Raw genomic sequence first — 6329 nt, 5'->3', positions numbered from 1 at the left:
GTGATAATCTGTTTTTAAAATTGCAATAAGAATATGTAATTCCTAAACTCATAAGGATATGGAATATATAGATAAAGCTTGAGAACATGATCTAGCCTTTCTTATTAGCAGCGTATTCTTGACGAGAAAGTTGTCTCTGTATATTTTTGGTTAATCTTTCATTGGCATATTGTGCAATAGCACTTGCAATCTCTGGCTTGGACATCACTTTAGCAATTGAAGGTCCTTCTTGTTTTGCAATGGGGAATTGATCTCCGTCATCTCTTTGAAACACATTCCCTCCCATTTTCAATTCAACACGCTTTGGAAAACTGCCTCCCTTGATAAAACCATGGGGTAAGATTTCTTTCTTTCCAAACAGTGTGTAAGTTACGCCGCGTTTTGTTTCGTTTGCTTTAAAAAATTTAAGAGGTATTGGTGTTCCAGAACCAATGATATCTGTCTCAAGAAACCTTGCTGTCGCCTTTTCTTTAATATAAACACCTCTTCTTATACGCTTTATTTGGGCTGATGAGATGTCTGCAACTTGCTTTTCAGTAAAGCGTTCAACTTGTTTTGCTGTTGTCTTGACACCAACAAAAGGTTTAGCAGCATTTGCACGCTTGAGACGTGCGTAGACTTGATTGGAAACTTCAACAAATGGATTATTGGGTGTTGATGGTTCAAAGCGAACAGTGCTTTTATTGTCTCCAATAACACACATTGGCTTAGTGATGACAGCTTTCATCATTGCTCCTTTTGAGTCATAATTAATGACATCATTAGTCAAATATTAATTTTTGTTATTTGAAAAATTGATTAGCCAGAACTAGCAAGAAAACAGGGCTTTCTAGCCACATTTCAAGTTCACATTTTACTGAATTTTTAAGGGATATTTTTGAATTTTAGACGCAATTCAACTAGTGCCGTACTGTCATTCAATACTATTTTTTACACCATGTCAACAAAAAAATCTATATTTTTTATTTTAAAATAGAATATATAGATTTTTCTAAAACATTTTAGATTTTATAAATTATTGTGAAATTATTATAGGAGGGAAAGACAATGACAGGTCCAGAAATATTAGATGCCATGTATATAATATCAATGATAGTTATATCCCTCTTAACTATAGCGTTTTGTTTGCCTGCCGCCTTTTGATTTTCATTAATAGTTTTCGGATCATATGCAATTACACGCTTTTGCAAAAAAAATTGAGAGTGAGAAATTTTTCCAGATTGATGAGCTAAATATTAAGCTCGTGACGGGCTGCTGTTGCCAAAAAAGCAGATCTTGTTAAACCTCTCTCTTGTGCACAATTATCAATTGCACGTAAAAGCCCTCGTTCAATTGATATATTTGTGCGTACCACTTCTGCATCATTTTCAATAAAGGGGACTTGTATTAAAAAAGCTCCTTCTGACAAAGCTGTTTTGACAGATTCCCGTTGTATGACGTCTTCAAATTTTGAAGGAATAGGCACTCTATCTATATCTTCACAATAAAGTTGGAGTGCTTCTGTTGCATTTGCGATTAAATTTTCTTCCTCATCAGCAGCGGAAAAAAGTTCCTCAAAATCAGGAAACTGAACACCAAAAGCAGAGTCTTCATCTTTATGAACAAGAGCAAAAAATCTTTTCATTCTTCTTCTCCTTCTTTTAACCAGCCTGCTTGTTGTGCGATAGAACGTGCTGTACCAATCGGAAGATTTTTTTAGGATGTGGAACGATAACAACCTTATCATCTTTCTATACATATTTTTTAAATTTATGATGAGAACCTTTTACTTTGATAAGTTCAAAGCCATCACGCTTTAATTTTGCAATGATTTTTCGGCTATCTTGTTCCATTACCTAAACTCATAATATGTAAATATATACACATTTTAATGATTTTTCATCTGATGTCAATTCTTTTTTAACGGCTAAAATGCTTATGAAGCGCATTAAGAACAATACGCAAAGAACTAACAAGATGTGTTAGCGATTGATCTTCTATAACAAGATATTGTAATGCAGCATAAAGATTATACTGTCTATAGAGGTGTTGTGTTTCTTTGATAACCTCTTTCGTCTCTTCATAACAATGAGTTGCTCTTTCAATCCACCGTTTTTGTGCCTCCTCATTTGATGAAGGAGTAAAGTTATCATAAATTGCATTAGGCAATGCTTTTGCACATAGGTAATTGTTTTTCACTTCAAGATATTTTTGCGCATCATTATATTGGTCTTGATTGATTTCGCCTTGCAAATAAAGCCGCCCGATATAGGTACCGGAAAGCGGACTTTTAGCCTCTTCTATGGTCAAGCCAAAGCGTTTGGCACGCATTTCAATTGCCAATTTATCCATGGGTTCATGCGGTGTTTTTGCTCGTGAGATGCGTCCGTTTGGTTCTCTCACACCCCCCTTAATCCGAGGACGACCACGTTTTGCACGTTTTTTTCTTTTTGTCATATTTTTTTCAATCAGAATGGGACGCTATCGTTAAGAGCTGTTCTATAATCTTGAGCACCTGAAGCGATAGCATAATTTTGAGAAGTAATGGGTGAAGGGAATGCCGATTGCTCTTTTTTTGCATCAAGCAAATACAACTCGCCTTTGAATTGTGGTAAAATAATCTCTGTTGTGTAACGGTCATGCCCATTTTTATCTTGCCATTTGCGTGTCTGTAATTTGCCTTCTACGTAAACCTTTGAACCTTTGTTTAGATATTGAAGTGCAATTTTTGCTAAATGTGGATTAAAAATCATAACAGAATGCCATTCAGACTTCTCTACTTTTTGATGTGTATTTTTATCTGTATAGCTTTCAGAAGTTACCATACGAAAATTAACCACTTCTGCTCCAGAATTCATTGTTTTGCTTTCGGGATTAGCACCAAGGCGCCCGATTAAAGTCACTTTATTTAGCATATTTGTAGCCCCATTAGATTAGCAATTTATATATACAAAATCTTAGCATAATTTGCTTATTTTTTCAATTATTTCAAAAGTATATTATTGTTTTTTAACATATAAAATTATGTTTACGGTGTATAAAATAAGGAGATCAAGGTATTTTATTTTGCAAGCAGCGTTTCTTTTCCGTTCTCACCATGAATTCCTTGAACACTGTTAGATCTTGCTGTGAAAGACACTTACAAACGTGCTAATAATTTCACGGTTAAGTGGATCAGAAGAACTCATTATAAAATTCTTTCGGCAAATATCAGCCTCTTTTCTTAAAAGAGAAGCCATGTTTTGATCTAAAGCGTACAGCTTTATGATCTTTTCTTCCATTCCTACTGGAACAGCTGCAAAAAAACGAGAAGAAGATAGAGAATGGATAAGCAAGCAATATCGACAAAAGATCTTGCCAAATGGTCAGAAGAACATATTAAAATTTTGTTAGATAACAAAAGAGTAGAGGATTTAAGAACGCCACCTTCCATATATATAACTGGACCCCACTTGCCAACAAAAGGCAAGTGGACGCTTCTTTGTTTAAAGATAAAAAACAATGCACAAACTGTCATCCACGTTTTAAATATAAAGCTAAAAGATGGTTCTCGTTTTATTCTTGGATATGGCATCATATACAAACCTGAAACAAGATGGTGGCAAATGCAATCACCATATGTTAATCCTGATGCCAGTCCAACGTCACACAAATCACGCGGCCGCTGTGAGGAAGCAGAGAATTTTCGAACGGGACAAGAAATCGATGTTAATATTTCTATAGCTCCCTCAGAAGATAAGTACACAGGAATCCTTATTTTTGTAGCAGCGCGTGAAGAAGATATAAAAGCCCAAGTTACTTTAATCATTACTCATACATCCCCATTGAAACCAGAAACAACAATGACTGTAACTACACAAACCAACCTCATAGACTTTAAAAAATTGGATTAACTCAGATTCAGACACACACTGCATGCATCATCTATTAATTCAATTTCTTCTTTTCTTTTTTCGATGAGTTTATCCCTTAAGAAATCAAGCTTACTTTTGACTAAGGCTGTAAACAAGATCAGCTCATTTAAGCGATAAAAAGATGACAACTCTTGAGAAAAATAATTATCAAACCAAGTTGTAAAAGCTTGCGTAAACACAGATAAAAACCATTGATTAAAATCATCGTACGGAAATAACGGAAAATATTTTCTATCATCACGCGCAAAGATACTATGCAGCATATAGACAAGAAAACCTGTTGATGAGGGATCTATCCTTATTTCAAAACATGCATCTTCAGGCGAACGGAGACCATAATATATGGTTTCCTGTCCAATTAACAAGATCAATCAACTGGACTTTGCTTATAGTGATCTGTGGGACATCTATCATCTCTGATCTTTCTTCTTTAAGAGTGTGAAGGGTGCTGTTGATGTTCATTCTTTTCTTCATATTGAGATTGCAACATTTCATTTTGTTCACATGGCTTCATGCAAACAGTGGAACCCTTGACAAAAGAAGGAGTTGGAGGAGATTGTTCATTCCATAACGCTTCGAGAAGATATGCAACGGCTCCTCTTGAAGGAACACCATATTTTTCCCAACGCCATACTGTTGACTTGTTGACGCCTAACCGTGCTGCCATTTCTTTCAGAGTTAAATTCAGATTTTTACGTAACTGTTTTACTGCTATTTTTCCCATAAAAAATAATATGCATTATGAGCACTTAAAAGTCAAGTCGAAATGCATACCAATTATATGCAATATGAATATATTAAGGAGATAAAAATGCTTAGTAACACGATAGACCAATCTGCTAGATTAATAAAAGCGCGTTTAGCGCGTGGTTTTAGAAGTGCTAAAGAAGCAGCTAGATATTTTGGCTGGAACTACTCTAGCTATATACAGCATGAACAAGGATTAAGAGGAATATCACGGGCATCTGCGAAATATGCAAAAGCATTTAGAATTAGTGAAGGATGGTTATTAACTGGAGAGGGAGAAGGCCCCTCCTTTCCAATTCCTGCCACAAAACAAACTGTTGATGAGCAAATTATTAATCTACTGCAAAAAACAACTCAACCAGATAAAGAAACAATTCTTCACCTTTTAAATCGCCTGCATGCAGAAGAAAAAAAATAAAAGCTTTTTTCTTTCATTACTAAATGTAGAAACCAGATGCATTATTTTGTTATCTAATTCTATATCACTTTTTATTGTTTTCATAACCATTCACCTTCCCCTTTCATGAGAATCGTCATTTAGAAAAAATCTTCTTACAAGATTTTTATACCGTTAAAAATAAAATACACATAACGCATATTTTATTGTTGACAAGTATGCATTATGCGTATTTATTTATTCCATAAACCACGCACAAACAATCGCCAAGAGGTGTTAGGGAGGAAAAATTATGGATAAGCCAATTCTTATAAATTCCAATGAAATTTTATTAGTTGCTTACGATAAAGATCAACACATTGCAGAGTCTGGACCACTTGATGCAAGCCAAATTCTAAGCATTGTTGATGAGGTAGATGATGCAATCCAAATCTTTCGCATCAATCCTTCTGAGAATAATTGTGAAGATATCTCTGAAGAAATTGCAGAAGCATATGTAAAAGAAAATATCGAACATCTCCATGAGGATAGTGAGGTTCATGACTTTGTACGCGAAAGTGATGCTTACCAAGAACTTTTAGACGAGATCGCAGACGAAAAATATAATGATGAGATTTACGGTACTTACGAACAACAACACCGTTTGCGTGTATGTGATGTGCTTTAAAATCTGAGGGCGCATTTAAAAGCGCCTCCTTTCATTCAACAATCCCACCAATATGAGGTCTGTAATGGAAAAGCTTCTTGCTACTCAATACAATATTATTCAGCATCAAAAGGTTCAAACTATTAGCGTTCGTGATTTATATACCTTTTTAGAGGTAAAAACCGAGTTTAGAAAGTGGATAACAAACTGTATTAAAGAACTTAGCTTTAGAGAAGATGTCGACTTTGTACTTTCTACTAAAGAATTATCAAACTCCTCACGTGGAAATCCTTTTAAAGATTATGCTCTCACTTTAGACACAGCAAAACACATTGCCATTTGTGAACCTGGTCTCAAAGGTAAACAAGTGCGTGAATATTTTCTGAAATGCGAAAAAAAAGCAAATTCAAAAATCGATTATTCAAATCCTGAAACATTAGAAGATTTCTTAAGACATCTAAGACAGCAAATTAAGCACAATGACAATGTTGCCACAACGAACGGAGTGAAGCATGCATAATTTTATCACAACATCTGAAAGAAATTTTCAAAACACAACAGTTCAAACGATGTCTAGTCGTGAAATTGCAGAGTTATGCGGTAAGCAACATGCGCATATTATGCGTGATATTCGACAAATGTTAGG

At 34.9% G+C, this 6329-nt stretch carries 11 protein-coding genes and 1 pseudogene; 5 read left to right on the top strand and 7 right to left on the bottom strand.

Annotation, left to right across the window (positions count from 1 at the left end; genetic code table 11):
* Positions 1 to 91 precede the first annotated feature (91 nt).
* From ACFILA_RS08920 to ssb, 5 genes and pseudogenes are all read right to left on the bottom strand, one after another.
* The gene (locus ACFILA_RS08920; protein ID WP_375661052.1) at positions 92 to 727 is read right to left on the bottom strand and encodes a hypothetical protein; all 636 of its coding nucleotides are present in this window, start codon (positions 725 to 727) and stop codon (positions 92 to 94) included.
* Positions 728 to 1228: 501 nt separating this feature from the next.
* On the bottom strand, positions 1229 to 1624 hold the full coding sequence (locus ACFILA_RS08915) for a type II toxin-antitoxin system HicB family antitoxin (protein ID WP_273790990.1): 396 nt from the start codon (positions 1622 to 1624) through the stop codon (positions 1229 to 1231).
* Positions 1621 to 1832, bottom strand: a pseudogene (locus ACFILA_RS08910) (type II toxin-antitoxin system HicA family toxin). The gene ACFILA_RS08915 and the pseudogene ACFILA_RS08910 overlap by 4 nt, the downstream one beginning before the upstream one ends.
* 67 nt (positions 1833 to 1899) lie before the next feature.
* Entirely contained in the window at positions 1900 to 2436 is a 537-nt protein-coding gene (locus ACFILA_RS08905) for a hypothetical protein (RefSeq protein ID WP_375661051.1), read from the bottom strand.
* 11 nt (positions 2437 to 2447) lie between these two features.
* A complete protein-coding gene (gene ssb / locus ACFILA_RS08900; RefSeq protein ID WP_375661050.1) occupies positions 2448 to 2894 on the bottom strand; it encodes a single-stranded DNA-binding protein in 447 nt (148 codons plus the stop codon).
* 408 nt (positions 2895 to 3302) lie between these two features.
* Here ssb and ACFILA_RS08895 point away from each other — a divergent pair, with 408 nt between their 5' ends.
* Complete coding sequence (locus ACFILA_RS08895) at positions 3303 to 3872, top strand: hypothetical protein (RefSeq protein ID WP_375661049.1); 570 nt, start codon at positions 3303 to 3305, stop codon at positions 3870 to 3872.
* On the opposite strand, the gene ACFILA_RS08890 is transcribed toward ACFILA_RS08895, so the two are convergent.
* Together ACFILA_RS08890 and ACFILA_RS08885 are read right to left on the bottom strand one after the other, a co-directional pair.
* Positions 3869 to 4258: a hypothetical protein gene (locus tag ACFILA_RS08890; RefSeq protein ID WP_375661048.1), complete on the bottom strand. Its 390-nt coding sequence runs from the start codon at positions 4256 to 4258 to the stop codon at positions 3869 to 3871. The genes ACFILA_RS08895 and ACFILA_RS08890 overlap by 4 nt on opposite strands.
* 65 nt (positions 4259 to 4323) lie before the next feature.
* The gene (locus ACFILA_RS08885) at positions 4324 to 4617 is read right to left on the bottom strand and encodes a helix-turn-helix domain-containing protein (protein WP_375657577.1); all 294 of its coding nucleotides are present in this window, start codon (positions 4615 to 4617) and stop codon (positions 4324 to 4326) included.
* 87 nt (positions 4618 to 4704) lie between these two features.
* Here ACFILA_RS08885 and ACFILA_RS08880 point away from each other — a divergent pair, with 87 nt between their 5' ends.
* From ACFILA_RS08880 to ACFILA_RS08865, 4 genes are all read left to right on the top strand, one after another.
* Positions 4705 to 5058: a helix-turn-helix domain-containing protein gene (locus tag ACFILA_RS08880; protein ID WP_004859838.1), complete on the top strand. Its 354-nt coding sequence runs from the start codon at positions 4705 to 4707 to the stop codon at positions 5056 to 5058.
* Between the two features lie 271 nt (positions 5059 to 5329).
* Positions 5330 to 5704, top strand: a complete 375-nt coding sequence (locus ACFILA_RS08875) for a hypothetical protein (protein WP_375661047.1) — start codon at positions 5330 to 5332, stop codon at positions 5702 to 5704.
* A 64-nt stretch (positions 5705 to 5768) separates the two neighbouring features.
* Positions 5769 to 6203 (top strand): antA/AntB antirepressor family protein, encoded by a 435-nt coding sequence (locus ACFILA_RS08870; protein ID WP_375661046.1) that lies wholly within the window; start codon positions 5769 to 5771, stop codon positions 6201 to 6203.
* On the top strand, positions 6196 to 6329 hold a 134-nt coding region (locus tag ACFILA_RS08865; RefSeq protein ID WP_375661053.1), incomplete at its 3' end, for a Rha family transcriptional regulator. The genes ACFILA_RS08870 and ACFILA_RS08865, both read left to right, overlap by 8 nt.

The sequence above is a fragment of the Bartonella sp. CL71SXKL genome (assembly GCF_042194935.1).
Classification (GTDB): domain Bacteria; phylum Pseudomonadota; class Alphaproteobacteria; order Rhizobiales; family Rhizobiaceae; genus Bartonella.
This window is presented reverse-complemented; position numbering and strand designations above follow the sequence as displayed.

Coding starts and splice junctions, on each gene's coding strand:
- ssb (WP_375661050.1), bottom strand. CDS start 2,894: ATGCTAAATAAAGTGACTTTAATCGGGCGCCTTGGTGCTAATCCCGAA.
- ACFILA_RS08875 (WP_375661047.1), top strand. CDS start 5,330: ATGGATAAGCCAATTCTTATAAATTCCAATGAAATTTTATTAGTTGCT.
- ACFILA_RS08920 (WP_375661052.1), bottom strand. CDS start 727: ATGAAAGCTGTCATCACTAAGCCAATGTGTGTTATTGGAGACAATAAA.
- ACFILA_RS08870 (WP_375661046.1), top strand. CDS start 5,769: ATGGAAAAGCTTCTTGCTACTCAATACAATATTATTCAGCATCAAAAG.
- ACFILA_RS08895 (WP_375661049.1), top strand. CDS start 3,303: ATGGATAAGCAAGCAATATCGACAAAAGATCTTGCCAAATGGTCAGAA.
- ACFILA_RS08915 (WP_273790990.1), bottom strand. CDS start 1,624: ATGAAAAGATTTTTTGCTCTTGTTCATAAAGATGAAGACTCTGCTTTT.
- ACFILA_RS08880 (WP_004859838.1), top strand. CDS start 4,705: ATGCTTAGTAACACGATAGACCAATCTGCTAGATTAATAAAAGCGCGT.
- ACFILA_RS08905 (WP_375661051.1), bottom strand. CDS start 2,436: ATGACAAAAAGAAAAAAACGTGCAAAACGTGGTCGTCCTCGGATTAAG.
- ACFILA_RS08885 (WP_375657577.1), bottom strand. CDS start 4,617: ATGGGAAAAATAGCAGTAAAACAGTTACGTAAAAATCTGAATTTAACT.